General features: G+C 65.8%; 19 protein-coding genes. 11 read left to right on the top strand and 8 right to left on the bottom strand.

Going from position 1 to position 23,023, the window contains the following annotated elements; all coding sequences use genetic code 11:
* Positions 1–19 precede the first annotated feature (19 nt).
* Positions 20–1,054: a tRNA dihydrouridine synthase DusB gene (gene dusB, locus CCR94_RS17520; RefSeq protein ID WP_104509132.1), complete on the bottom strand. Its 1,035-nt coding sequence runs from the start codon at positions 1,052–1,054 to the stop codon at positions 20–22.
* A gap of 111 nt (positions 1,055–1,165) precedes the next feature.
* Between dusB and CCR94_RS17515 the strand changes: the two genes are divergently transcribed.
* Both CCR94_RS17515 and CCR94_RS17510 read left to right on the top strand, forming a co-directional pair.
* Positions 1,166–2,356, top strand: a complete 1,191-nt coding sequence (locus CCR94_RS17515) for a bifunctional 2-C-methyl-D-erythritol 4-phosphate cytidylyltransferase/2-C-methyl-D-erythritol 2,4-cyclodiphosphate synthase (protein WP_104509131.1) — start codon at positions 1,166–1,168, stop codon at positions 2,354–2,356.
* A 110-nt stretch (positions 2,357–2,466) separates the two neighbouring features.
* The gene (locus tag CCR94_RS17510; protein WP_104509130.1) at positions 2,467–2,973 is read left to right on the top strand and encodes a CinA family protein; all 507 of its coding nucleotides are present in this window, start codon (positions 2,467–2,469) and stop codon (positions 2,971–2,973) included.
* A 195-nt stretch (positions 2,974–3,168) separates the two neighbouring features.
* Here the strand turns inward: CCR94_RS17510 and CCR94_RS17505 are convergent, their stop codons facing one another.
* Positions 3,169–3,888: an NUDIX hydrolase gene (locus CCR94_RS17505; RefSeq protein WP_104509129.1), complete on the bottom strand. Its 720-nt coding sequence runs from the start codon at positions 3,886–3,888 to the stop codon at positions 3,169–3,171.
* A gap of 83 nt (positions 3,889–3,971) precedes the next feature.
* On the opposite strand from CCR94_RS17505, the gene CCR94_RS17500 reads away from it, so the two are divergent.
* The 3 genes from CCR94_RS17500 to CCR94_RS17490 are packed head-to-tail and all read left to right on the top strand — an operon-like array spanning position 3,972 to position 6,464.
* The gene (locus CCR94_RS17500) at positions 3,972–5,732 is read left to right on the top strand and encodes a cation:proton antiporter domain-containing protein (protein ID WP_104509128.1); all 1,761 of its coding nucleotides are present in this window, start codon (positions 3,972–3,974) and stop codon (positions 5,730–5,732) included.
* Between the two features lie 55 nt (positions 5,733–5,787).
* Positions 5,788–6,048, top strand: a complete 261-nt coding sequence (locus CCR94_RS17495; RefSeq protein ID WP_104509127.1) for an antitoxin — start codon at positions 5,788–5,790, stop codon at positions 6,046–6,048.
* A gap of 8 nt (positions 6,049–6,056) precedes the next feature.
* Entirely contained in the window at positions 6,057–6,464 is a 408-nt protein-coding gene (locus CCR94_RS17490) for a type II toxin-antitoxin system VapC family toxin (RefSeq protein WP_104509126.1), read from the top strand.
* A 219-nt stretch (positions 6,465–6,683) separates the two neighbouring features.
* On the opposite strand, the gene mfd is transcribed toward CCR94_RS17490, so the two are convergent.
* Together mfd and CCR94_RS17480 are read right to left on the bottom strand one after the other, a co-directional pair.
* The gene (gene mfd, locus CCR94_RS17485; RefSeq protein ID WP_104509125.1) at positions 6,684–10,199 is read right to left on the bottom strand and encodes a transcription-repair coupling factor; all 3,516 of its coding nucleotides are present in this window, start codon (positions 10,197–10,199) and stop codon (positions 6,684–6,686) included.
* A gap of 72 nt (positions 10,200–10,271) precedes the next feature.
* Entirely contained in the window at positions 10,272–10,568 is a 297-nt protein-coding gene (locus tag CCR94_RS17480; protein WP_104509124.1) for an FAD assembly factor SdhE, read from the bottom strand.
* 253 nt (positions 10,569–10,821) lie between these two features.
* Here CCR94_RS17480 and CCR94_RS17475 point away from each other — a divergent pair, with 253 nt between their 5' ends.
* On the top strand, positions 10,822–11,340 hold the full coding sequence (locus tag CCR94_RS17475) for an Hsp20/alpha crystallin family protein (protein ID WP_104509123.1): 519 nt from the start codon (positions 10,822–10,824) through the stop codon (positions 11,338–11,340).
* 284 nt (positions 11,341–11,624) lie between these two features.
* On the opposite strand, the gene recG is transcribed toward CCR94_RS17475, so the two are convergent.
* Positions 11,625–13,718, bottom strand: coding sequence for an ATP-dependent DNA helicase RecG (recG, locus tag CCR94_RS17470; RefSeq protein ID WP_104509122.1), 2,094 nt, complete (start codon positions 13,716–13,718; stop codon positions 11,625–11,627).
* 188 nt (positions 13,719–13,906) lie between these two features.
* Between recG and CCR94_RS17465 the strand changes: the two genes are divergently transcribed.
* The 5 genes from CCR94_RS17465 to CCR94_RS17440 all read left to right on the top strand — a co-directional run bounded on the left by CCR94_RS17465 (position 13,907) and on the right by CCR94_RS17440 (position 19,063).
* The gene (locus tag CCR94_RS17465; RefSeq protein WP_206605855.1) at positions 13,907–14,707 is read left to right on the top strand and encodes a hypothetical protein; all 801 of its coding nucleotides are present in this window, start codon (positions 13,907–13,909) and stop codon (positions 14,705–14,707) included.
* Between the two features lie 72 nt (positions 14,708–14,779).
* Complete coding sequence (locus CCR94_RS17460; protein ID WP_104509120.1) at positions 14,780–15,763, top strand: ABC transporter substrate-binding protein; 984 nt, start codon at positions 14,780–14,782, stop codon at positions 15,761–15,763.
* Complete coding sequence (locus CCR94_RS17455; protein ID WP_104509119.1) at positions 15,760–16,506, top strand: ABC transporter ATP-binding protein; 747 nt, start codon at positions 15,760–15,762, stop codon at positions 16,504–16,506. Before CCR94_RS17460 ends, CCR94_RS17455 begins: the two co-directional genes overlap by 4 nt.
* Positions 16,503–17,264 carry an ABC transporter permease gene (locus CCR94_RS17450; RefSeq protein ID WP_104509118.1) on the top strand — a complete coding sequence of 254 codons (762 nt, stop codon included), beginning with the start codon at positions 16,503–16,505 and terminating at the stop codon, positions 17,262–17,264. Before CCR94_RS17455 ends, CCR94_RS17450 begins: the two co-directional genes overlap by 4 nt.
* A gap of 530 nt (positions 17,265–17,794) precedes the next feature.
* On the top strand, positions 17,795–19,063 hold the full coding sequence (locus CCR94_RS17440) for a DUF2778 domain-containing protein (RefSeq protein ID WP_244594116.1): 1,269 nt from the start codon (positions 17,795–17,797) through the stop codon (positions 19,061–19,063).
* Positions 19,064–19,254: 191 nt separating this feature from the next.
* Here CCR94_RS17440 and CCR94_RS17435 read toward each other — a convergent pair whose 3' ends face one another.
* The 3 genes from CCR94_RS17435 to CCR94_RS17425 form a co-directional block, all read right to left on the bottom strand.
* Positions 19,255–19,686: an iron-sulfur cluster assembly scaffold protein gene (locus CCR94_RS17435; RefSeq protein ID WP_104509116.1), complete on the bottom strand. Its 432-nt coding sequence runs from the start codon at positions 19,684–19,686 to the stop codon at positions 19,255–19,257.
* Between the two features lie 36 nt (positions 19,687–19,722).
* The gene (ligA, locus tag CCR94_RS17430; protein ID WP_104509115.1) at positions 19,723–21,801 is read right to left on the bottom strand and encodes an NAD-dependent DNA ligase LigA; all 2,079 of its coding nucleotides are present in this window, start codon (positions 21,799–21,801) and stop codon (positions 19,723–19,725) included.
* A 176-nt stretch (positions 21,802–21,977) separates the two neighbouring features.
* The gene (locus CCR94_RS17425) at positions 21,978–22,895 is read right to left on the bottom strand and encodes a transporter family protein (protein ID WP_146090074.1); all 918 of its coding nucleotides are present in this window, start codon (positions 22,893–22,895) and stop codon (positions 21,978–21,980) included.
* Positions 22,896–23,023: the final 128 nt, after the last annotated feature.

Here is a 23,023-nt window from a genome sequence, read left to right as displayed (position 1 = left end):
AACTGGGCTTTTTTCGCCTTCATGCCGCTTCCTTCCGGGGGGTGTCGTAAAGATCCTGCAACAAGGCCTCCACCTCGCGGGCGTCGTCGCTCTCCACCAACCGGCGCCGTGCGCGCGGATCGACGAAAAAGTTTTCGCGCGCGGCCTGATCGGCGTAAGCCGCGAGATGTTTTCGCGCATGGCGCAGCCCGTGGGCTTCGCCGAATATGTCGAGCAGGCCGGCAAAATGCTCCAGCGCGGCGGCGCGGCGGGTCGCCGCCGGCAGTTTTTGACGCGCCTCGCCATGCGCCAGTTCATGCGCGATGTCGCCGACCAGCCAGGGCTGGCCCAGCGCGGCGCGGCCGATCATCACCGCGCGCGCGCCCGAAAGCTCCAGCATCCGCCGCGCATCCGCCGCGTTGCGGCAATCGCCGTTGGCGACCACCGGAATCTTGACCGCCTCCACCGTGGCGCGGATCGCCGCCCAATCGGCCTCGCCCTTGTAAAACTGGTTGCGGGTGCGGCCATGCACCGTGACCATGACGGCGCCTTCGCCCTCGGCGCGGCGCGCCAGTTCCGGCGCGTTGAGCGCGTCCCGGTCCCAGCCGAGCCGCATTTTCACGCTCACCGGAATCTTGGTCGCCCGCACCGTCGCCGCGATCAGGGCTTGCGCCAGATCGAGGTCGCGCATCAGGGCCGAGCCGGCGGCCCCGCCGGTCACGCGCCGCGCCGGGCAGCCCATGTTGATGTCGATCAGGTCGGCGCCGGCCTGTTCCGCGCGCCGCGCGGCTTGCGCCATGTCGGCGGGATCGCAGCCGGCGATCTGCGCGGCATGGGGCGACACGCCCTCGCCCCGCAGGCGCAGCAGCGATTCGCGCCGGTCGCGCCCGCTCGCGTCGGCGGCCACCATCTCCGAAAAGGCCAAGGCCGCGCCGAAGCGCCGGGCCAGCCGCCGCATGGCGAGATCGGTGATCCCCGCCATGGGCGCGAGCATGGCCCGCCCGTCCAGCGTCAGCCCGCCGACACGCCAGACATCGCTGATGACGCTGCATGTTTGTTGGGCAAAATTATCCATGCATCCATTTTAGACAGATTCTTCTGTTCTGCAAAGAAAAACGGCGCCGGCTTGACAACAACATTCACACCCGGCGTTGTGGCGCCGGTTCAGGAGTTTTGTGGGGCTGACATGGTGGAGCGGTGCGTTTTTCTCGTTGTCGCGGCGGGTCGCGGTTCCCGCGCCGGCGCGGGCGGCCCGAAACAATATCGCGACCTGGGGGGGCGGCAGGTGCTCACCCGCACCCTGGAAGCCCTGCTGACAGCCGCGCCGTCCTCGCAGGCAAAAGTCGTCATCCACGCCGACGACCGCGACCTTTATGACGCGGCGGTGGCGCCGCTCAAGCCCGACCTGCGCGCCCGCCTGCTGGAGCCGACCATCGGCGGCGCCACGCGGCAGGAAAGCGTCTGCAACGGCCTCGATGCGCTCGCCCCCCTCTGCGACGACGACGATGACGTGCTGATCCACGACGCCGCGCGGCCTTTCGCCAGTCCCGCCCTGATCGACCGCGCGCTCCATGCGGCGCGTGAAAAAGGCGCGGCTATTCCCGGCCTCGCCGTGACCGACACGATCAAGCAGGTCGCCGAGGATTCCCGCATTGTCGCGACGCCCGAGCGCGCCAGCCTGCGCGCCGTGCAGACGCCGCAGGCGTTCCGTTTCGGCCTGATCCACAAGGCCCACCTTTCGGCCCGGGCGGCGGGCGCGAGCGAACTGACCGACGACGCCGCCGTCGCCGAATGGGCGGGCCATTGCGTTTTCATCTTTCCCGGCGACACGGAAAACGGCAAACTCACCACAATGGAGGATTTTTTGCACGCGGAGCTGAAGCTGTTGGAGAACCTGCCCGATATTCGCACCGGCATGGGTTTCGACGTCCACGCGCTGGGCGAGGGCGACCACGTCTGGCTCGGCGGCGTGAAAATCCCGCATAATCAAGGATTGATCGGCCATTCCGACGCCGACGTGCTGTTGCACGCCATCACCGACGCCGTGCTGGGCGCGATCGCCGACGGCGACATCGGCGCGCATTTCCCGCCGACGGATGAAAAATGGCGCGGCGCCTCCTCGGACCAGTTCCTGGCCCACGCCGTCGCGCTGGTGGCGGCCAAGGGCGGGCGCGTCGCCCATATTGACGCCACCTTGATCTGCGAGCGTCCAAAAGTCGGCCCGCACCGCGACGCCATTCGCGCGCGCATCGCCGAGATCATGGGCCTGCCGCTGGACCGCGTGGCGGTCAAGGCGACCACATCGGAGAAGCTCGGGTTTACCGGGCGCCAGGAAGGCATAGCGGCGCAGGCGATCGCGACCGTGCGCCTGCCCTAGCCCGTGATGCGTTTCCACGGAAACGCATCACGGGCTAGGCTCTTTGTTTGAGCATGATCTTTTCCAAAAACCGGTGTCCACTTTTTGGGATCATGCTTTGGGGAGGGGAAATGAACAGACACGTTCTGGACCAGGCGGAAAAACTGCTGGCCGCCGCGCGCGAAAAAAAGCTGAAGCTCGCCACCGCCGAAAGCTGCACCGGCGGCCTGATCGCCGCCGCGCTCACGGAATTTCCCGGCGCGTCCGACGTGTTCGAGCGCGGCTTCGTCACCTACAGCAACGAGGCCAAGATCGACCTGCTCGGCGTGGCGAAAGAGTTGATCGCGAAATTCGGCGCGGTCTCCGAAGCCAGCGTGGAGGCCATGGCTTTGGGCGCGCTGGAAAATTCCCGCGCCCATCTCGCCCTGGCGGTCTCCGGCGTCGCCGGGCCGGGCGGCGGTTCGGCGGACAAGCCGGTGGGAACGGTTTTTTTCGCCGTCGCCCGCGACGAGCGCCCGGTGAAGATCGTGCGCAAGAATTTTGCAGCCGATCTCAGCCGAAGCGAAATCCGCAAGCAGGCCGCGGCTTTCGGCCTGAGCCTGCTGATGGAGGCCGTGGAGCCAAGCCTCATCGCCTGACCTTCCAGTAGCCGTCACCCTGAGGAGCCGCTGAAAGCGGCGTCTCGAAGGGCGGGGGCGGTCCACGACTGCTTGGGCGCGCAGCCTCTTGCAACACGCAACGGCGAGGCTAACGACTCCCTCGCCCTTCGAGACGGCCCTTGCAGGGCCTCCTCAGGGTGAGGGGAATGAGCGGGTTGCCGGCGCCTACGGCCCTCACCCCTGCAAGGCGAAAGCGTCCCGCAAATAGGTCAGAATGAACCCCGGCATCGCCGCCGCGTCCAAATCCGCTTCGCCGCGCACGGCGACGAGCCGCGCCAGTTCCGGATCGGGATCGCGCGCCAGGAACGCGGCGACCCGCGCGATCGCCTGCTCCGCCGTCAGGTCGAGCCGGCGCTCCTGCATGCAGGCGATGGCCTGGCGCTCCACCACGACGCGGAACCCCGCCGCCGGCGCCGCCTCGTCCGGCGAAAACCCGGTTTCCTCGGTCATTTCGCGGGCGACGCTCGCGCCGAGATCGACGGTTTCGCCAAAAATGTCGTTGCGGTCGGGCGTGCCGGCGGCGAAATAGATCTTCCCCGCGTTCATGGTGTGCCCGCCCATTTCGCCCAGCAGCCAGGCTCCATCGCGCGACCGCAGCGCCGCCATGGAGAAGCAATTGAAGACGCTGGAATCGGGAAAGCCGAAATCGCGCCAGGCCAGAAAATTGCGAAAATTGGTCAGGAAAAAATCCCCGCGCAAAACCGCGCCGGCGGCCGAGTCGCAAAATTCGGGATCGCGCAGCAGCAGCACCTTCCCGTCGAATAGCTTCGGCTTTTCGATCAGCCGCGCCCGCCAATGGGCGTCGATTCGCGCCGCCTCGCGTTCCGCCCAGGGCCAGGGCGCCGCGACAAGCCTCGTCTCCAGCCGCGCCGCCTCAAGAATTCCGTTGCGCATAAAAGTCCTGGCGTGATGCTTAGCGAGCGCGCGATTGGCGCCGACGCCGAATTCTATATCCTGATCGCGAGAGGAAAAAGCCTTTGACCACGCATTTCGATCTGGCCCCCTATCAAGCCCCGTTGCTGTTCCTGGTGGCGGCGGGCGTCGTCGTGCCTGTGTTCAAGAGGTTACGGCTGTCCCCGGTGCTCGGTTTCCTGCTCGCGGGCCTGCTGATCGGCCCGCATGGGCTGGGGCGGCTCGACGAATTCATGCCGGTCGAAATCCCCTTTCTGGTAAAAAGCGACCGAATCGCGGCGCTGGCCGAATTCGGCGTGGTCTTCCTCATGTTCAACATGGGGCTGGAGCTGTCGCTCGAACGTCTGGTCGTGTTGCGCCGCTATGTGTTCGGCCTCGGCGCGGCGCAGGCGGCGGCCTGCGGCCTGGCGCTGATGGTCTGCGCGTTGCTGTTGGGGCAGGGGTGGGCGGCGTCGGCGGTTCTCGCCATCGCGCTCGCTTTGTCGTCCACGGCCATCGTCATGCCGGTGCTGGCGGAGAAAAAGCGCCTCAACACTTTTTCCGGCCGCGCGATTTTTTCCGTCCTGCTGTTCCAGGACCTTCTGGTCGCGCCGCTGCTGCTGGTGATGTCGATGTCGGCGGGGGGCGGGGGCGCGGATCTGGCCTGGACCTTCGCCTCGGCCTTCGGCGCGCTCGGCCTGATCGCCGGGATCGGCCGGCTGGCGCTGCGGCCGTTTTTCCATCTCGTCGCCGCGACCAAATCCGACGACCTGTTCATCGCCGCCTGCTTGCTGGTGGTGACGGCCACCGCGGTGACGGCGGCGGCCGCCGGCCTGTCCATGGCGCTGGGGGCCTTCATCGCCGGCCTGTTGCTGGCGGAAACCGAGTTCCGCCGCGCGGTGGAGCTGACCATTGAGCCGTTCAAGGGCCTGTTGCTCGGCCTGTTCTTCGTTTCGGTCGGGGCCGATCTCGATCCCGCGCGCATCCTCGCCCATCCCGTGACGACGCTCGGCCTCGCGCTGGGCCTGACCGCGCTGAAGGCCCCGATCGTGTTCGCGCTGGCGCGGGCTTTTGGCGCGAAAACCCAAAAGGCGCGGGAAATCGGACTGCTGCTGGCGCCGGGCGGCGAATTCGCCTTCCTCATCCTCACCGCCGCGACGGCGGCGGCCTTGCTGCCCAAGGAGCTGGCTGACGACGCCATGATCGCCGTCACCCTGTCCATGACCTTCATCCCGCCGCTGGCGAGTTTTGCCATGCGCGCGCCGAAAGCCCCGCAAATCCGGCCGGCGCCGCCTGAAGATCTCGCGCCGGGATCGCGCGTCCTCATCGTCGGCTACGGACGGGTCGGCCAGATCGTCGCCGAACTGATGCGTGTCCACCAGATCGACTATCTCTGCCTGGACGGCGATTCGGGCGTGGCGGCGGCGGCGCGCGAAAAGGGCGAGCCGGTCTATTGGGGCGACGCCACCCGCCCGGACTTTTTGCAAGGTTGCGGCCTCGCCACGGCGCGCGCCGTCATCATCACCATGCACACGCCGAGCGCGGTGGACGCGGTGGTGCGCCTCGCCCGCGCGTCAAACCCCGACCTCACCATTGTCGCGCGCGCCCGCGACGCTTTTCACGCCCGCCATCTCTACGCCCTGGGCGCGACCGACGCGGTGCCGGAAACGACCGAAGCCAGCCTGCAATTGTCGGAAGCGGCGCTGGTGGACATAGGCGTGCCCATGGGTCTTGTGATCGCCTCGATCCACGAACAGCGCGACATCTATCGCAAGGCGCTGATCGCGGAAGGGGATGTGGCGGCCTTGGCGCCGAGGCCGTTTTCGGCAAGACGGAAGAAGAGGTGACATTCGCCGTCGCAAGTGATATCTATCTTGCGGTAGATATCATTCGAGGCCGATCATGAGCGAGACCGCGATCGCGAAACTGTTCATGCATGGACGTAGCCAGGCTGTGCGGTTGCCGAAGGAATTCCGTATGCCCGGCGCGGAAGTCAAGGTGAGCCGGATCGGCGACAAGGTGATTCTGGAGCCAATCGAAACCAGGCCGTTTGACGCAAAAAACTTCTGGGCCGCGATCGATTCCCTGACCGGAGGGGAATTCCCCGATGTTGGCGACGACGATCTCCACCCCAACCTCGACGACGACGTGTCGCTGGATTGAATTGCGCGATGCTGTGTCTGGACACCAACGTTGTGATCGGCCTTCTCAACGGCCGCCCGCCCATCCTGCGTCGCCGCTTCGAACAAGAACGGTTGTCCGCGACTTCGATGGCGATTTCATCCATCGCGCTGTTCGAACTCCGCTTCGGCGCCGCCAACAGCGCAAGACCGGAGCGCAACGCCAGCGCGCTGGATGCTTTTCTGACCGAGGACATCCAGGTTCTGGAATTCGATTCCGCCGACGCCGCCGAGGCGGGGAAGCTGCGCGCGCATCTCAAGCGCGCGGGAACGCCGATCGGTCCCTACGATCTCCTCATCGCCGCTCAGGCGCGGCGGCGCGGCGGAACGCTGGTTACGTCCAATGTCGGCGAGTTTTCCCGGGCCCCCGGTCTGGTCGTGGTGGATTGGGCGGCATGACCGCCCGTCCCAACCGGCTCACCCATGGGCGCTAGGTTAAGCTTGGTGACTGCTGAGAACTTCGTGGGTTGGTCCCCTCGTGCTTCGAGACGGCGAGCTTTGCTCGCCTCCTCAGCATGAGGGGACCAATGGAATCAATCGAGCAGCCCTCATGCTGAGGAGGCGGTCCACGGCTGTTGCCGCAGCCTGCCAGCGCTTAACCGAGCGCATATGACCGGCTCACCCCTTCTTTCCGGCAATCCCGACCAGATCGCGCAACAGCTTGCGCGCCTTCTTCAGCCGATCCTCGGCCCTGGCGTAATCGCCGCCCGTGAACACCACCTTCATGTCCGGCCGCACCTTGGCGTCCGGCCCCTGCTTGGCGATATAGCGCACCAGCCCGGTCGGATTGGCGAAGGAATTGTGGCGGAAGCCGACGATGATCCCCTTCGGCCCGGCCTCGACCTTCTCGACATGGGCGTGGCGGCACAAGGCCTTGACGCTGACCAGCGCCATCAATTGCTTGACCTCGTCCGGCATCGGCCCGAACCGGTCGATCATTTCCGCCGCGAAAGCCTCGATCTCCTGCTCGTCGTCGAGCGTCGCCAGCCGGCGATAAAGCCCGAGCCGCAGGTCCAGATCTTCGACATAATGCTCGGGGATCGTGACCGGCGTGCCCAGCGTGATCAGCGGCGACCACGCCTCTTCCTCCTCCTTGCCGCCGCCGGCCTTCAGCGCGGCGATGGTCTCGTTCAGCATCTGCTGGTAAAGTTCGTAACCGACCTCCTTGATATGGCCGGACTGCTCGTCGCCCAGAAGATTGCCGGCGCCGCGCAGGTCGAGATCGTGGGTGGCGAGCTGAAAGCCCGCGCCGAGCGTGTCGAGCGATTGCAGCACTTCCAGCCGCTTTTCCGCCTGCGGCGTGAGCGTCCGGTTGACCGGCGTGGTGAACAAGGCGTAGGCGCGGGTCTTGGAGCGCCCGACGCGGCCGCGCAATTGATAAAGCTGTCCCAAGCCGAACATGTCCGCGCGCCACACGATCAGCGTGTTGGCGGTGGGAATGTCCAGCCCGGATTCGACGATATTGGTCGAGAGCAGAATGTCGTATTTGCCGTCATAGAAGGCGCCGATGCGCTCCTCCAGCTCCGTCGCCGCCAACTGCCCGTGGGCGATGGTGAATTTGGCCTCGGGCGCGTTCTGGCGCAGCCAGGCGGAGGCCTCGTCCAGATCTTCCAGACGCGGGCAGACAAAGAAACTCTGACCGCCCCGGAACCTTTCGCGTAAAAGCGCCTCGCGCACGATCAGATCGTCGAACGGCGTGACGAAGGTGCGCACGGCCAAACGGTCCACCGGCGGCGTGGCGATGATCGACAATTCGCGCACGCCGGTGAGCGCCAGTTGCAGCGTGCGCGGAATCGGCGTGGCCGACAGCGTGAGCACATGCACGGCGGCGCGCAATTCCTTGAGCCGCTCCTTGTGGCCGACGCCGAAATGCTGCTCCTCGTCGATGACGACAAGGCCAAGATCCCTGAACGACACGGTCTTGCCCAGCACGGCATGGGTGCCGACGACAATATCGACGGAGCCGTCGGCCGCGCCCTTCTTGGCCTCGCGCTGGTCGGCCGCCGACACCATGCGCGACATCTGCGCGATCCGCACCGGCAGGCCGGCGAAGCGCGCGGTAAAATTCTTGTAATGCTGGCGGGCGAGCAAAGTGGTGGGCACGACCACCGCCACCTGCACGCCGTTCAAGGCGGCGGCGAAGGCGGCGCGCAGCGCGACTTCGGTCTTGCCGAACCCGACGTCGCCGCAGATCAGCCGGTCCATCGGCCGTCCCGACGCCATATCGGTCAGCGTCGCCTCGATGGCGGACAACTGGTCCTCGGTCTCGTCATAGGGGAAGCGCGCGCAGAATTCGTCGTAAAGCCCTTCCGGCGGCGCCAGCTTGGGCGCCTCGTGCAGCATGCGCGCGGCGGCGATCTTGATCAGCCCGTGCGCCATCTGGCGGATGCGCAGTTTCAGCCGCGCCTTGCGCTCGCGCCACGCGGAATGGCCGAGCTTGTCGAGCGCGACTTCGGAATCCTCCGAGCCAAAGCGCGACAACAGCTCGATGTTCTCCACCGGCACGAACAGCTTGTCGCCGCCGTGATAATGGATTTCGAGACAATCATGCGGCGCGCCCGCCGCCTCGATGTTTTTCAGCCCGATGAAGCGGCCGATGCCGTGATCGACATGGACGATGACATCGCCCGCCGACAACGAGGCCACTTCGGCGAGAAAATTTTCCGCGCGCTTCTTGCGCCGCCGCTGCGGCGCGATGCGGTCGCCCAGAATATCCTGCTCACCGACAACGGCGAGATCGCCCGCGACAAAGCCGGCCTCGACGCCGACCACCGCCAGCGCCACCTTGGCGTCGCGCAGGCCCAAAGCCTGCGACAGCGACGACACGGTTTCCAGTTTCTTCAAGCCATGCTCGGCCAGCACCGCGCCGAGACGCTCGCGCGAGCCATCGGTCCAGCCGGCGACGATGACTTTTTTGCCCTCGCCCTGGAGCGCGCGAATATGTTCGATGGCCGCCTCGAACACATTGATGTTTTCATCGGAACGTTCGGGCGAGAAATTGCGGCCGGGAACGCCGCCGCAATCGATCACTTTTGCGCCGCCGTCGGGGACCGCGAAGGGGGTAAAGCTTCCGGTCGCGGCCTTGTCGAGCCGGGTCTTGAATTCTTCCGGCGTCAGGTAAAGCTCGTCCGGCGGCAGCGGCTTGTAATTGGCGGTGGCGGGATTTTGCGCGAACGCTTCGCGGCGCGCCTGATAATAATCCGCGATCTGTGCAAAACGCTCATGGGTCGCGGCGTCGGCCTGATGGTCGAGCAGGATCGGCGCGTCGTCGATATAGTCGAACAGCGTGTCCATTTCGCCGTAGAGCAGCGGCAGCCAATGCTCGAGACCGCCGGGGCGGCGTCCCTCGCTGACCGCGTCGTAAAGCGCGTCGCCGCGCGTCTGCGCGCCGAAATGCGCGATATAGCTCTGGCGAAAGCGCTTGATGGTTTCGGTGGTGATCGGCGCCTCGTTGACCGGCACGAGATCGAGCGCGCGCAATTGCGCGGTGGTGCGCTGGCTCTCGGGATCGAAGGCGCGGATGGTTTCGAGCACGTCGCCGAAAAAGTCGAGCCTGACGGGGCCGGGCAGGCTCGGCGGATAGAGATCGACAATGCCACCGCGCAGCGCATATTCGCCGGAATCCCGCACGGTCGAAGCCCGCGCGAAACCGTTGGCCTCCAGCCAGGCGCAAAGCTCGTGCAGATCGACCGCCGCGCCGGGCGCCGCCGAAAAACTTTTCGCCGCAAGCTCGCGACGGGGCGGCGCGCGCTGCGCCAGCGCCGGCGCCGAAGTGAGCAGCAGGCGCGGCCGTTCCAGCGAGGAGCGCGTGCGCGCCAGCCGCGCCAAAGCCGTCATGCGCTGCGCCGATATTGCGGAGGTCGGCGACACCCGGTCGTAAGGCTGGCAGTCCCAGGCCGGGAAATCCAGGATTTCGGCTTCCGGCGCGGCGAAGGCGAAGGCTTCGGCGAAGGCGCGCTGGCGCTGCGGATCGCGCGCGACATGGACCAGCGCGACCGAGCGCCCCTCTCCAGACTTGGCCAGCGTGCGTAAAAGGTCGGCGGCGACGAGGGCGTCAAACCCTTCCGGCGCGCGCGACAGGATGAGCGAGCGGCCTTGTTCGAGTTCGTCTCGGGCGCGAAGGAGGTCGGTCATGGATGCAATCGTAAATAAGGATCGTTGGCCCCCCCTCTCCCCGCTGAAGCGGGGAGAGGGGGGGGGGAGCCGTCAAACGTTGATCGGCCCGTTATGGGTATGAAACGCCTTGATCGTATCGAAGATTGGCCGGGCGTAGGCGGGATCGACCGGCTTCGAGCCGGCGAACCAGGAAAAAATGTCCACGTCCTGCGCGTCCATGAAATGTTCGAGCTGGTCGAGCTCGTCTTCGGAAAGCTGGTCGATGCGGGCGTCGGCGAACTGGCCGAGCAGCAGATCGACCTCGCGCATGCCGCGATGCCAGCAACGGAACAGGATTCTTCGCCGGCGTGGGTCCAGCCCCCCGCTCGATCTGGTCGTACCCGACATTTTTCCTCCGAAAAGCAACGCGAAAAGCGCCGAAGCGGATTTCGCCGGCGAGGACAGCCCTTATAGGCGCGCCGGCCCGGCTTGTCAGCGCCGAAAAACCGTCAATGACCGGGATCAATGCGCGTCGGAGAAAGAATAATATAGTGTGAACCTTGGCGAGAGGCTCCGGCCGGTTCGCCGAAAACCGGCGTGACCTCCGCCGAGCGCCGCGCCAGACCCCGTTGGGGGCCTGCGCGGCGGACAGGAGGATGTCATGAAAACCATGCTGCCGGACCTGTGGTCCCGCGATGTCATGACCGATCCCTTCCGCGCTCTCGAAAGGGATCTGTTTGGGCGCGATTTCGCGAAAATGTTCGACATACCCAGGGGTATGAGTTCGGGCATGACGATGGCGCCCGCGATGGCGCCGGTTCCGGCGATGAACATCGCCGAGACGGAAAAGACCATCGAGGCGACGCTGGAAATCCCCGGCGTCGAGGAAAAGGACATCAAGGTCCGCGTCGAGGGCGACCGCCTGATCGTCTCCGGCGAGAAGACATTTGAAACGCAGAAGGACGACAAGGATTGGCATGTGATGGAACGCCGCTTCGGCGCGTTCAATCGCTCCATTCTGTTGCCGTTCGAGCCTGCGGCCGACGCGATTTCCGCCCATTACGACAAGGGCGTGCTGCATCTGACGGTGCAGAAGCCGGCCGCAAAGGAAACCACGGCCAAGACCATTCCGGTCCTGACTGGCGCGCCCAAGGCGCAAGACCCGCCCGTCTCGCATTGAGGCGACGGCGTGGGGCGTGGCGCAAGCCGCGCCCCTTCCTTGTTAAGATTCGGCGTGGCGCAAGCCGCGCCCCTTCCTTGTTAAGATTCGGCGTGGCGCAAGCCGCGCCTTTTGGTCGTCCGTGGACCGCCCTCGTGGTTCGAGACGGCCGCTTCGCGGCCTCCTCACCATGAGGGCTACATTTAATTGCTGTGCAAGAACAAAGAGTAGCCCTCATGCTGAGGAGGCTCCCGCAAGGGAGCCGTCTCGAAGCGCGAGGGCGGTCCACGCGCGTCCCAGCGGCCTCACCCCGCGCGTAACATCTTCAGCGCCGTCTCGCGCTCGAACAGGTAGAGCAGCAGCTTGATCTTCTCGCCGCGCTCGCCTTGCAAGTCGGGATCGTCAGCCAGGAGCTTTTCCGCATCATCCCGCGCCGCGCGTAAAAGGTCGGCGTGAACGTCCAGCCGCGCAATGCGGAATCCCGGCGCCCCGGACTGGCGCACGCCGAGAATTTCCCCTTCGCCGCGCAGCCGCAAATCCTCTTCCGCGATCCTGAACCCATCCTCGGTCTCGCGCAAAATTTCCAGCCGCGCCTTGGCGGTTTCGCCCAGCGGCCCGCCATAAAGCAGAATGCACGAGGATTTCTTGTCGCCGCGCCCGACGCGCCCGCGCAACTGGTGCAATTGCGCCAGCCCAAAACGCTCGGCGTGCTCGATCACCATGATGGTGGCTTCCGGCACGTTGACGCCGACCTCGATCACCGTGGTCGCCACCAGGATTTGCGTCGCGCCCGAGGCGAAGGCCTCCATGGCCGCATCCTTGTCGCGGCCCTTCATCTGGCCATGCACAAGTCCAACCTTGTCGCCAAAGAACTTGTGCAAATCCTCGGCGCGATCCTGCGCGGCGGCGAGATCGCTGTCCTCGCTGCCCGCCACCAGCGGGCAGACCCAATAGACCCGCGCGCCGTCCTTCAGCGCCCGTCCGAGTCCCGCCACAACTTCGTCGATGCGTTCGGCGCTGAACCGGATCGTCGTGATCGGCTGGCGCCCCGGCGGTTTTTCGCGCAGGGCGGAAAAATCCATGTCGCCGAAATAGGCCAGCGCCAGACTGCGCGGAATCGGCGTCGCGGTCATGGCGAGAACATCGACGCCCGCGTTTTTCTCGCCCAGCGCGAGCCGCTGCTGCACGCCAAAACGGTGCTGCTCGTCGATCACGGCGAGGCCAAGGTCGCGAAAGACAAAATCCTCCTGCACCAGGGCGTGGGTGCCGATGACAATATTGAGCGCGCCGCTGGCCAGCGCGGCGAGCGTGGCGCGGCGCTCGGTCGCCCTGTCGCGTCCGGTCGCCAGCGCCACGGTCACGCCGGCGGCTTCCGCCAGCGGTTTGACGGTTTCAAAGTGCTGGCGCGCCAGGATTTCGGTCGGCGCCATCAGCGCGGCCTGCCGCCCCGCTTCGATCGCCTGCGCCATGGCGAGCAGGGCGACCACGGTTTTTCCCGAGCCGACATCGCCCTGCAACAGCCGCAGCATGCGTTTTTCGGAGGCCTGATCGGCGGAAATTTCTTCCAGCGCCTTGGTCTGGTCGCCGGTCAGCGCGAAGGGCAGGGCGGCCAGAATTTTCGCCCGCAACGCCCCGTCGCCCTTTTGCCCCCGTCCGAGCGCAACCTGCATCTTGCCGCGCACCAGACGCAGCGCGAGCTGGTGTGACAGCAATTCGTCGTAGGCGAGCCGGGCGAAAAACCTGTTTTCGGGTTTCAAATCCGCCGGCGCCTGTGGCGTGTGGGCGCGCGTCACCGCCTCGGCAAAACTCGGCCAGCCGTTCGAACGCGCAAAAGCCTCGTCCAGCCATTCCGGCAACACGGGCAGACGCGCCAGAGCCGCCGCCGCCGCCTTGGCCATCACACGGGGAAACAGGCCCTCGGTCAGGCCATAGACCGGCTCGACCGGCGGCAGGGTTTTCAGCCCTTCCTCGTCGAGGATGCGGTCGGGATGGACCATCTGCTTGTAATAATCGAAGATTTCGACGAGGCCCGACACCCAGCGCGTCGCGCCAACGGGCAGCGCCTTTTCCACCCAGCCGCCATTGGCGCGGAAGAAAATCAGGGTGAGGTCGCCGGTCTCGTCCTCGGTCAGTACGCGATACGGGCCTTTGGCGTGCGGCGGACGATGCTCGACCACCCGCACCTTGATCGTCGAAACCGCGCCCACCGGCGCCTGCGCGATGGTCGGCCGGGCGCGTCGATCCACGCCGTCGTGAGGCAGGTGCAACAGCACGTCGAGCACACGGGCCGGATGTTCGACGCCGCCGAGCAGGCGGTCGAGCAAACTTACGGTTTTTGGCCCGATCCCCGGTAGAGACGAGGCGCCGGCGAACAGGGGATCGAGAAGCGAAGGCCGCATGGCCCCTATCTAGCCGGGGGAATGCGGGGCGACAAGCGCCCTCCGATTCACCGCTCATGAACCACTTCGCGGGAACGCGCCCGAAGCGGACACAACTCATTCAGCATTCAACCCTAGATTGTTGCCGTGCGTCAGTGGAGTGCGTGGTGTTCGGTCCGACGAAAAGAGAAGTGCAAAAAGCCTCGTTCATGACGGGAATGCGGCGCATTTTTCCGTTCGGACGCGAGACTCAGCGCAAGGCGGCGGTCGCTCCGGCCGGGCCGTCCGTCGCCTCCGGGGCCGATAGCGAAAAAATTCGCGCGCTTGGGTTTTTCTGTGGCGCGCTGACCCGGGAGGACGAGCTTTACGCCGACGCCGGCGCCGGCGCGGCGGCTTTCGCCCACTGCGCCCATCTGTCGAAACATTTGCGCGCCGAGCTCCACGGGGTTTTCGCGAAAAGCTGCCTCGACGGCGGGCATGTCAAGCATGTGCGCGAACTCGACGCCTTCATCAACAAGTCCTCTCTCGCGGACCGGGACATGGCGCTGGAATTGACCCACGCGCTGCGCATCGTGCTGGCGCGGGAAAAGCACGGCGCCGGTTTCATTTACGAGAACGGGTCGGAGCGCAGCATCGCCATTTTCAAGCATCTCCTCAGCCTCGTGAGGCGCGCGCCAAGAGTCTTTGCGACGCTGGCCGCGCCCGAAGGCGGCGTTTTCGACCTGCGCGCCATCGAACATCGGCTGCTCGACGAGCGCCTCGACCATGCCGACAGCCTCAAGATGGCGGCGCCCGAGCCCCTGACCGTCAGCCTGGAGACGGCCGAAATCGCGCGTCGGATTGGCCTGGAGGAGCCCTATACGCCCGAGGCGGTGCAAGCGGCGCGGCGCGCCTTCGCCGCCCGCTGGCATCCCGACCGCGCGCCCGCGCACAAGCGCGAGCAGGCCAATCAGGCCCTCGCGGCGGTGAATGCGGCGCTGGACGAGATCGCGGCAAAGCTGGCGGTCTAGCCTATTCTCCAGGCTTGACCCTTGCGGCCTTATGGCTTCTGCTGCGGCATTGCCCTGTGCAGGAGCGCGCCCTTGTTCCGACTCAGCCTTGTCGTCTTCCTGTTGGCGACCGTCGCCGCCCAGGCGGCGGAAAAAGTGGTTCTCGCCGCCAATTGGCTGGCGGAAGCCGAGCACGGCGGTTTCTATCAGGCGCTGGCCGATGGAACTTACGCCAAATACGGCCTCGACGTCGCCATCCTGCCCGGCGGCCCGCAGAAGAACAACCGCCTGCTGCTGGCGGCGGGAAAAGTCGATTTCTACATGGGCGACAATATTATCGGGCAGTTCTCGGCCTTGGCCGAAAACATCCCCATCGTGACGCTGGCCGCCATTTTCCAGAAAGACCCGCTGGTTTTCATGTCGCATCCCGGCGCCGGCTTCGACCGTTTCGAGGACCTGCCCAAGGCCAAGGCCTTCGTCGGCCTCGCCACGCTCACCACGCTGTGGCCGTGGATGGAGAAGAAATGGGGTTTCGTGCGCAAGAACGCCGCGCCCTACACTTACAATTCCACGCCCTTCATCGCCGACAAGACTTCGATCCAGCAGGGCTACGCCACGTCCGAACCCTTCACCATCGCGCGCGAGGGCGGGTTTACGCCCAACGTGTTCCTGCTCGCCGACCACGGTTTTGAGACCTATTCGACCACGATCGAGACGCGCCGCGACCTGTTGGAGAAAAACCCCGATCTGGTCAGGCGCTTCGTCGAGGCCTCGATTCTCGGCTGGGTCCATTATCTCCACGGCGACAATTCCGCCGCCAATGCCGCGATCAAGGCGCAAAACCCCGACATCGACGACGCCCAGATCGCCTTCTCCATCGCGCAGATGAAACGTTTCGGCATTGTCGAATCCGGCGACGCGCTGACGAAAGGCATTGGCGCCATCGATATGGCGCGCGTCCAGCGCCATTACGCCGAAATGGTGGAAGCCGGCGCGGCCGCCAAGGGACTCGATCTCGCCAAGGGGTTCGACCTGCGTTTCGTCAATAAGGGCCTCGGGCTGGATCAAAAGCAGTGACCGCGCCGCTGCTGACCCTGATCAACCTCTCGCTCACCTTTCCCGGCCGCGCGGCGCCGGCGCTGAGCGGGGTCGATCTCGTCGTTCAGCGCGGCGAAACCCTGTGCCTGCTTGGCCCCTCCGGTTGCGGCAAGAGCACGCTGCTGCGGCTGGTCGCGGGTTTTGCGACGCCGACGGCCGGCGCCATCAGTTGGGCCGGACAAAAACCCGAGATCGGCTTCGTGTTCCAGGAGCCGAACCTGATGCCCTGGGCCGATGTCGCCGATAATGTCGCGCTGCCGCTGCGGCTCGCCGGCATGGGGCGGCGCGCGGCGGCGCCCTTGGTCGAAGCGGCGCTGGCGCGGGTCGGACTCGCCGGGCAGGAGCGGGCGCTGCCGCGTCAACTCTCCGGCGGCATGAAAATGCGGGTCTCGCTGGCGCGCGCGCTGGTCGACGAACCGGAGGTGCTGCTGCTCGACGAGCCTTTCGCCAGCCTCGACGAGATCACGCGCTGGGAGTTGAACGACGCGCTTCAGAGTTTGCGCGGCGGCGTCACCATCCTGTTCGTCACCCATTCCGTGTTCGAGGCCGCCTATCTCGCCGACCGCGTCGCGCTGCTGCGCGCCAATCCGGGAAAGATCCACGCGCTGGTCACGCTGGACAAAGCCTCCGCGAGCGGCGCCGCGCTGCGCGCCAGCCCGGAATACGCCAAAACCTGCGCCACCCTCAGCGAAGGCCTGCGCCAAGCCATGATGCCGACATGATCGCGAAACTGACGCCGCCGCTGGCGCTGGCGGCCCTGCTCCTCGCCTGGGAAGCGGCCGTGGCGCTGCTGAAAATCCCGCCGGCGCAACTCCCGGCGCCGAGCGTGATCGTCGCGACGCTGTTCGCCAATGCGCCGCAATTGCTCGGGGCCGCCGCGACCACGCTGTCGGAGGCCTTGCAGGCGCTGGCGCTGGCGGGGGCGGGCGGCGTGGCGCTGGCGCTGCTGTTTTCCTGGTCGCCCATGCTGGAGCGCGCCTTCCTGCCGGTGGCCGTCGCCTTGCAGGTCACGCCGCTGATCGCGGTGGCGCCGCTGCTGCTGATCTATCTGGAGCCGCGCGCCGCCGTGCTGGCCTGCGCGGTCCTCGTCGCCTTCTTCCCGATTCTCTCCAACGCCGCCGCCGGGTTGAAAGCCGCCGACCGCGGCCTGGTCGAGCTGTTCCGCCTCAAGGGGGCGTCGCCGGCCGACATCCTGTTCCGGCTGCGCTTGCCGTCCGCGCTGCCCTCGATCTTCACCGGGCTGAGAATCGGCGCCGGGCTGGCGCTGATCGGCGCCGTTGCGGCGGAACTGGCGGCGGGGGCGGCCGGACAGGGCGAGGGACTGGCCTTCCGCATCGTCGAGGCGGGCTATCGCCTGAAAATTCCGATGATGTACGCGGCGGTGGTCCTGCTGTGCCTGTGCGGCCTCGCGCTCTATGGCGCATTCGCCGGACTCGACCGGATTCTCTTGCGTCGGTGGCGCGACGGCGCCGAAGATTGAGGCGGCGGACGGACGTGACGCAGACCTCCGAACCTTGCCCGAAACTGCTGTGTCGTCCATGCAACTGTCAAATAAATTTATCGTGATCCGCATTTTCGCCTTTTTTTGCGGCTTTTCTGACCTGGGCTTGGGTGCTGGCGGATCGCGTCGCCGCTCTTGCCGGGGAAGTTGGCGCGCTGTTGAGGCCGCCCGGCGCGCGTAAAGCGTCAATCATTGGTTGTGTTGGCTTTGGACCTGAAAAGCGGCGCTTTTCGGGACGGGAAAGATTTGCGCTCGACCGCGCCCGCCGGTCATTCAAGGCGCAAGGGGGATCGTCCGGCGGGGCGGAAAAGGCAGGAAAATGCAACAAATTGTCGAAAATTTTAACGGCCTTTTAGGCATGATTTGTTTGAATCATCAAACGGGCGCCGTTCGGTTCGCACTTGCGGGCGGCTCCGGTTCCTGCCGCGCGCTCAGCTCCAATCGCGAGGCGGCAGGCTCCGGCCAAAACCCTGCGTCTTGTTTCGTTTACGGTTTGTGAGAGTACGCGGATGACAGACTGGAGTTTCGAATCCACCGAGCTGGACACCATGGACAACGCCAGCCTCCCGCGCAAAATCTTCACCCGCGCCGTGCCGGTGCTCGCCACCATGACGTTCTCGGCCCTGGTCGCCTTGCGCGTCGCCAGCGGCCTCGCCACCCAGACCGGCGTCCCCGAAGCGCAGCCGAAAGCGCCCTCCGCCGTCGCCCAAGCGGCCCAAGTCGCCCAAGCCGCCCAAGCCGCGAAACCGGCCAAATCCGCCGCCGAACCCGTTATCGCCCCGCAGGCCCCCCCCTCGCGCATGGCCGAGAACGTGCTGGCCGCCCCTTCGACCAGCCCCTATGGCGAATTGTTCGATCCCGATTTCGCCAGCATTGGTCTCGCTGACGCGCATCCGGCCGGTCTCGATGCTTCGCTGTTTCAGTCCGATCTGATGTACAAGCCCGTGGCCGAGGAGACGCAGGTCGCGGAGGCCGAGCCAGAGCCCGCGCCGGCAGCCCCTCTTACCGCGCCGCAAAAGAGCGCCGCCGAACTCGGCCTGCGCCTGGCGGAAGAGGAGACGGTGGTCGCCCCAATTCCCCCGGCGCGCCCGGCCAATCTGACGCGCCTCGCCAAGGTCGAGGACGAGGAGGAGGCCAAGCCCGCGCTGACGCCCGCGCCGATCTCGACGCCCGCGCCCGAGCGCGCCAGGGAACAGCCGCGGGAGATCGCCCCGCGCGTCGCCGCCCGCCGCCTGCGCGCCCAGCCGCAGATGCAGATGCAGACGCAAAACGATCCGCGCGGTTTCTTTGAAAAGCTGTTCAGCGACGGCGACCAGAAGGGTCCGCAGCTCGCCTACGCCACGCCCGAGGGCGGAAGCTCGCTGAAACTGTCGCGCGGCCTGTTCGCCTCGGCCCGGCCCGGCGAGGGCGTCGCCGTTTACAACATCGCGGCCCACACGGTCACCCTGCCCAGCGGCGCCCAGCTCGAAGCTCATTCCGGCCTCGGCGCGCTGTTCGACAATCCCGACGGCGTGCATGTGCGCATGCGCGGCTCGACCCCGCCGGCGACCTACCAGCTCACGCTGCGCGAAAGCCTGTTCCATGGCGTGCAGGCGCTGCGCCTGACCCCGCTCGACAGCAGCGTGCACGGCCGCAGCGGCCTGCTGGCGCACACCTTCATGCTCGGCCAGCGCGGCGATTCCAACGGCTGCGTCTCGTTCCGCAACTATCGCGCCTTCCTCGACGCCTATCGCAACGGCGAGATTCGCAAGCTGAAAGTGGTGCGCGGCGACGGCTGACGGCTTAGCTGAACAAACAAAGTAGCCCTCACCCTGAGGAGCTTGCGAAGCAAGCGTCTCGAAGGGCGAGGGCGGGCCACGAATGCACAGGATCGGCCCCGCCAGCGGATGCGCCGTGGCCCGCCCTCGCCCTCCGAGACGGCGCCTTCGGCGCCTCCTCAGGATGAGGGGCTACTCAAATACACGCCCCCTCATGCGCTGACCTCGATCTGGTCCAGCGCCTTCACCACGGCGTCGAAAATCAGCAGAATCGACGCATGGCGCGCCTTGTAGTCGCGCGCCGCCTCCAGCACGCCGGCGTCGGCGAATTTGCCCTGCGGCGGCGGCCCGTTTTCCTTCAGCATTTTCCGCATGGTCTCGCGCAAGTCGCGCAGTTCTTCCGGCGTCGACCCGACGATATGCCGGCCCATGGCGGCGCATGAAGCCTGTCCGAGCGCGCAAGCCTTCACATCCTGCGCGAATTCGGCGACCTTGCCCTCGGCCAACGACAGATCCGCTGTCACGCTCGACCCGCACAGCCGCGAATGCGCGCTCGCGCTCGCCTGTGGCGCGGGCAGCCGCCCGAGATGCGGAATGTTGGCCGCGAGTTCGAGAATTTTGAGGGAATAGACGTCGTCGATCATTGCGGCTCCTCACATAGGAAGCCGCGCCGCTCCTGTCTACCCATGGTCCACCCCGGCGAGCCGCAGCCAGCCGTCCTCGTCGATGGTTTCAACGCCTAAATCGCGCGCCTTGGCCAGTTTCGAGCCGGCGTCGGCGCCGGCGACCAGCAGATCGGTCTTTTTCGAGATCGACCCCGAAACTTTCGCGCCCAAGCGCTCCGCCAAGGCTTTGGCCTCGTCGCGGGTCATTTTGACCAGCGATCCCGTAAACACCACGGTCTTGCCCGCCACCGGGGAATCGCTCTTGACCGCCTCCATGGGAAACGGCGTCACCTGCGCCAGCAGCGCATCGAGCGCCGCCTCGTTATGCGGCTCGATAAAAAAGTCCGCCACCGCCTCCGCCACCACATCGCCAATGCCGTCTATGGCGTTGAGATGGTCGCGCTCCGGCGTCCCCGCCGCCGCTTTTCGCGCCTCGTTGCGGAAGGCCTCGAACGAGTCGAAAGCGCGGGCGAAACGGATGGCGTTGGTCTCGCCGACATGGCGAATGCCCAACGCAAAGATGAAGCGGTTGAGAACGATTCTTTTCCGCGCCGCGATGGCCGCGAACAGTTTGCGCGTCGAGACTTTGCCAAAACCCTCGAAATTCTCGATTTTGGTCAAACTCTCGCGGTCGCGTTCCTCCAGCGTGAAAATCTCGGCGGGGGTTTTGATCAGCCCCTTCTCGAAAAAGAATGCGATCTGCTTGTCGCCGAGACCCTCGATGTCGAAAGCGTTGCGCGAGCAGAAATGCCGCAGTTTTTCCACCGCCTGCGCCGGGCAGGCGAGGCTGCCGGTGCAGCGGCGCACCACATCGGCCTCGCCCGTCCTGGGGTCGATCTCGTTCAGAGCCGCCGAGCCGCAAACCGGACATTTGTCGGGAAATTCGTAGGGCTGCGCGCCCTCCGCGTGGCGCACCACGGAAACGATCTGCGGAATCACATCGCCGGCGCGCTGCACGGTGACCGTATCGCCGATGCGAATATCCTTTCGGGCGATCTCGTCCTTGTTGTGCAAGGTGGCGTTGGCGACCACCACGCCGCCGACCGTGACCGGCTTCAATCGCGCCACCGGAGTCAGCGCGCCGGTGCGCCCGACCTGAATTTCAATGTCGAGCAGTTCCGTGGTCGCCTGTTCGGCCGGGAACTTATGCGCCACGGCCCAGCGCGGCGCGCGCGCGACAAAGCCGAGCCGCTCCTGAAGCGCGAGATCGTTGACCTTGTACACCACCCCGTCAATGTCATAGTCGAGGCTCGCCCGCTGGCTTTCGATCAGCCGAAAATGCGCCAGCATTTGTTCCGGCGTGTCGCACAAGACGGTCAGCGGATTGGTCACAAAACCGCGCGCGGCCAGAAACGCGATCATGTCGGCTTGCGTCGCGGCGGGCAGGGCGGAGACCTCGCCCCAGGCATAGGCGAAGAATCTTAACGGCCGCCGCGCGGTGATCGACGAATCGAGCTGGCGCAGCGAGCCGGCCGCCGCATTGCGCGGATTGGCGAAAATCTTTTCGCCCGCTTCGGCCTGCCTGGCGTTGAGCGCGGCGAAATCGGCCTTGCTCATGTAAACCTCGCCGCGCGCCTCAAGCACATCCGGCGCGCCGTCAAGCAAATCCGGCACATCCGCGATGGTGCGGACATTGGCGGTGACGTCCTCGCCGACGGCGCCGTCGCCGCGCGTGGCGGCGCTGACGAGTTTTCCGTTCTCATAGCGCAGCGAACAGGACAGGCCGTCGATTTTCGGCTCGGCGGTGAAGGCGATGTCGGCGGCGACTCCCAAAAACCGCTTCACCCGCGCCACGAATTCAAAAACATCCTCGTCGGCGAAAACATTGCCGAGCGAGAGCATGGGAATGGCGTGCGTGACCTTGGCGAATCTTTCGACGGGCGCCGCGCCCACTTTGCGCGACAGCGAATCCGCGCCCGAAAGTTCGGGAAATTCCGCCTCCAGCGCCTCATAGCGGCGGCGCAGGGCGTCATATTCCGCGTCCGGGATCTTCGGCGCGTCGTCCTGGTAATAGGCGCGGTCATAGTCGGCGAGCGCTTCGCCAAGGTTGTTGTGCTCCGCGCGAACCGCTTCGAGATCTTTCTTCCGGGTCATGGCGGGAAGCTAGCCAATTTCGCGCGAGAAGGCGAGACGCGCGTCGGCCGAAACAAAGGCCCGCTCCGGCCGTAACGGTCGGAGCGGGCAGACGGCCTGGCTGGGAGAGGTCCGAGGCCGGGAGCTTGCGAACCGGGTCGCGGGACCGCATTGCGCGCCCGCCTTGGACCGCGATATCAGTATTTTGCCGCGACAGCGGTGACCGCGGGCTGGTCGAATTTCCAGACCGGGATGATCAGGCGCGCCCAATAGCGGGTTTCAAATCCACCCATGTTGGTCTGGGCGATATCGCGTGAAACCCGGAAATCCGCCTTGATCGAGCCAAAGTCGTAGCCGACCAAGCCGCCGAGAGCGAACTGGCTCTGTTTCAGATAGCCGGGGTAGGGCGAACTGACGTCCTGGGAGCCAAATCCGATCAGGCCGACCTCCCATTTTTCGATGTGCCTCAGCGCCGTCAAATTCAGCACGCCATAGGCGTTGCCGGCTGTGGCGGGCTGGCCCAGGGCGGCGTTGACCGGCGTGACGTTGACCTCGGCGCCGGTCTTGCCGGTCCCGTATGCGAGATCCGCGTTCAACGCCCAGCCGTTGGCGACATAGCCAACGGCGACATTGGTCTGCGACACCCAATAATCGCTCAGCGAAACAGACGTGTTCACGGGAATCCACGCGCCCGTCTTGATCGCGCCGAAAAAGCCGCCGCCAAGATCCCACGACAGGCCGGCGCCGAATTTTTGCGCCGCGAAGCCGTCCAGATTGGCCTCCGTGGTTCCAAAGCCCCTGCCCACGGTGACCTGGGCCCAGACAGATTCGCTCTCGAAGAAGGGGTGGCCTTCAAGCACCCTGAAGGGAAGGAAGCCAACGAAATGCAGCGGCACGGCGATGAGGGAGTCCGTTTCCGCCGATCCTTGATAGGGGCCGCGTTGCCCCCAGCTCACATCGATAAGATTGTAAATGCCATCGGGGAGCGGAGCCGATGTGATCGCGCCCGCGCTGATGCCCGGCAGGGATTTCGAGCTGGCGCAGGCTGCGTGGATCGAGCCGCAAAACGACAAGGCGACAGCCGCGGACACAATAAGTCTATGCTTGAATTCCATTTGATCCTCCCATAAAGGCGCATTTTTTTGTTTGCGCGCCATGTCTTGGCAACATTCGTCGCCTTAGCTCCCAAGGATATACTGGCGGGCTCATGCTCATCCGGCATCGGCCGCCGATATTTCTTGAA

Source organism: Rhodoblastus sphagnicola (assembly GCF_002937075.1).
GTDB lineage: Bacteria > Pseudomonadota > Alphaproteobacteria > Rhizobiales > Beijerinckiaceae > Rhodoblastus > Rhodoblastus sphagnicola.
The sequence above is the reverse complement of the archived record's forward strand: the minus strand, read 5'-3'. Positions and strand labels throughout refer to the sequence as shown.